3 protein-coding genes and 1 pseudogene are annotated in these 2,857 nt (G+C 65.0%); all 4 read right to left on the bottom strand.

Features of this window, described 5'->3' with window-relative positions:
- Positions 1–80: 80 nt before the first annotated feature.
- Positions 81–599, bottom strand: coding sequence for a GNAT family N-acetyltransferase (locus tag MOV74_RS35200; protein WP_246931707.1), 519 nt, complete (start codon positions 597–599; stop codon positions 81–83).
- A gap of 107 nt (positions 600–706) precedes the next feature.
- A complete protein-coding gene (cax, locus tag MOV74_RS35195; RefSeq protein WP_246931705.1) occupies positions 707–1,810 on the bottom strand; it encodes a calcium/proton exchanger in 1,104 nt (367 codons plus the stop codon).
- A gap of 249 nt (positions 1,811–2,059) precedes the next feature.
- On the bottom strand, positions 2,060–2,338 hold the full coding sequence (locus MOV74_RS35190; RefSeq protein WP_246931703.1) for a hypothetical protein: 279 nt from the start codon (positions 2,336–2,338) through the stop codon (positions 2,060–2,062).
- 215 nt (positions 2,339–2,553) lie between these two features.
- A pseudogene (locus MOV74_RS35185) lies at positions 2,554–2,857 on the bottom strand (nucleoside recognition domain-containing protein); the annotation flags it as partial.

Below are 2,857 nucleotides of genomic sequence, written 5' to 3'. Positions count from 1 at the left end.
CGCGTGGTGAGTACGGCGCGGATCGGGCCGCTCTGAGGGGCTGGCGGCCCAACCTCTTGCGCGGTGGCGTGCTGTCGCCGTCACCGCGCGGGAGGACGCGCGGCTTTCGCCTTGCGGTAGATCACGACGTCCTCGCCGTGACGCATCGTGCTTCGCTCGAGGAGATAGTTCGACCTCTCGAGCACGCGGCGCGATGCGCCGTTCCCGACGTAGACGATGCCGATGAGGGACGGCAGCTCGAAATGCGACAGCCCGACGTCCGTCAGCGCGGTTGCGATCTCGCTCGCAAATCCCTGGCCCCAGAACTCGCGTTTGAACGCGTAGAAGATCTCGATCTCGTCGATGTCGTCGACCATGAGGTGCCGAATTCCCGCCCGCCCGGCGAATGCGCCGTCGCACGTACGCAGTGCCCAAAGCCCAAAACGGTGCTGGTCCCAATGCGCCATGTTGACGTCGAGGTAAGCCTTAGTCGTCTCCGCCGAACGCACGCCGCCGATATAGCGTGACACTTCGGGATCCTGATGGAGCGCGACGAGGTCGGCGAGGTGACTTTCGTTCAGCCTCTCGGCGGTGAGCCGCTTGGTGCTGAAGTGATTCATGTAGGGTGTCGCCAGGAGAGTTGGTCGCGATCGGGACGTCGTTGAGGGCGATGATGTTATCGTGCTCCCGTTTTGCCCGGCGGGTCAACCGGCTCGCAGCCCGTAGCCTAGACCGGGCCGTGCGAGCCGGGCGGGACCATGTAGAGCGTCATCGCGAAGATCGCGTAGATGCAGAGCAGGAGCGCGCCGATGAACCAGGCCGATCGTCCGCCGTTGGTGATGAAGCTCGTCACCACGGCGGCGATCGTGACCATGGTCACAGCTCCCGGCCAGAACTGAAGGTCCATGGGGTGCGGCCCGACAACGTAGCTCAGCAGCACGAGAACGGGTGCGACGAACAAGGCGATCTGGCTTGCGCTTCCGAGCGCGATGCTCACGCTCATGTCGAGCCGGTTCCGGCGTGCCGCGGAAAACGCCACGGCCATCTCGGCCGCAGCGCCGATCAGGGCAACGACGATGAATCCGACGAATGCCGGGGTCATGCCGAGCGTTTCGGCGGCCTTCTGCACCGACTCGACGAAGATCTCGCTCACGAGCGCAACCAGCACGGTGACGACCCCCAGTGTCGGAACGGCGACCGAAACCGGCAGCACCGGGCCGCCTGCCTCGCCATGATCGCCGCTCGCAAACAGCTCCTTGTGCGTCTTCAGCGAGAACAGCAGGCTGAGACCGTAAGCCGCAATCAGCAGGACCGCCAAGGCGGTGCTCAAGCGCTGCACGGTCGCCTCGTGTCCGGCAAAGTTGAGGTCAGCCACGGCCGAGGGCGACAACAGGGCAATCGTGGCCATCAGCAGCAGCGCGGAATGGAGCCTGCCTCCAGCCCGGTTGTACTCCTGCACGCGATGTCTCAATCCGCCCAGAAGCAGCGATGCGCCCAGCATGAAGAGCGAGTTGGTCACGATCGCACCGGCGATCGAGGCTTTGACCAGCATGTATTGACCGGCCTGCAACGCCGTGACGGCGATGATGAGTTCCGTGAGATTGCCAAGCGTGGCATTCAACAGCCCGCCGACCGCATCGCCGGTCTTCTCGGCCACGGCCTCCGTTGCGTGACTGAGCAGGCTCGCGAGCGGCACGATGGCAATCACGGCCAGCACGAACAGCAGCGTATGCGCCTCCGGCATGATGTGCGCGAGCGCGATCACCACCGGCACGAAGACCAGCGTCCACAGAAGCGGGCTGTGCCGGATCTCCTTGAGCAGCGCATTCATGGGCCGTCCTTCGCGGTCAGGCCACGAGGCTGTCGCCGCAGACACGACCGGTATTGATCCAGCTCAATGGCTTTGCGCGCCCGGCGGATGGTGCAGCGAGTTGACGAGTTCGACCTGGCGCTTTCGGCGCGGCCCAGGTGATGGTCCGTATCGCAGGGTCGGCGAGTTGCAGCGCAAGCTCAGGCCGGGAGCATGATGGGACTAAAAACCACGAGGCTCGACGATCCGACGAGCCTCGTGCGCGCCTCATTAGCAGGGCGGATAGGGGTAGTATCCACAAGCCCGGCGATAGCCATAGGCACCATAGGCTGCAGCTCCCGCCGCTGCTGCACCGTAGTAAGCGCGCCGATGGACCCTGCGGTTGACGCCTGCAACGCTCCCGGGCGTAAGCGGGCGCCCGACGCGGGCCTCGGCCGTATCAACGGACACGGCGAGTACATCCGCCGGCGCGTAGCGGAACGACAGGGGCGCTGCCGTGAACACCGCGGCCGTTACGAACAGTCCTATCAGCTTGGCATGTCTCGTCATGTCCACTCTCCCTTCGCAGGACGACGAGAAAGCGTGACAGGCCGACGAGGTGGACCATTGATCGACATCAATGGTCGCAGTTCCCTGGGGATCGCAAGCATCGCGCCGTGGGCGCATCCTGCCGGATGGTTCTTGCCCGCACGTAAGCCATTGATTTCGCGACCCCCGTCTACTGTGCATGGGGTTGTTTTCGCAGTGTTAGTTTGAGAGGTACGCTAGCCCGCCCCCAGCGCGACCGCGACGTTGTACGTCAAAAGGCTCGCCGCGTAGGCCAGCACCAGCATGTAGGTGAAGGTTACGGCCATCCAGGTCCAGCTTCCGGTCTCGCGCCGGATCACGGCCAGCGTCGAGGCGCATTGCGGGGCGAAGATGTACCAGGCCAGCATCGACAGGGCGGTTGCGAGCGACCATTTCGTCGCCAGCACCTGGCCGATCTGCTCGGCCGCTTCCTTGCCGCCCTCGATCGCGTAGACGGTGCCGAGCGCCGCGACCGCGACCTCGCGCGCCGCCATGCCCGGG

Origin of the sequence: Bradyrhizobium sp. SHOUNA76, assembly GCF_023006445.1 — a bacterium.
Lineage (GTDB): Bacteria > Pseudomonadota > Alphaproteobacteria > Rhizobiales > Xanthobacteraceae > Bradyrhizobium.
The sequence above is the reverse complement of the archived record's forward strand: the minus strand, read 5'-3'. Positions and strand labels throughout refer to the sequence as shown.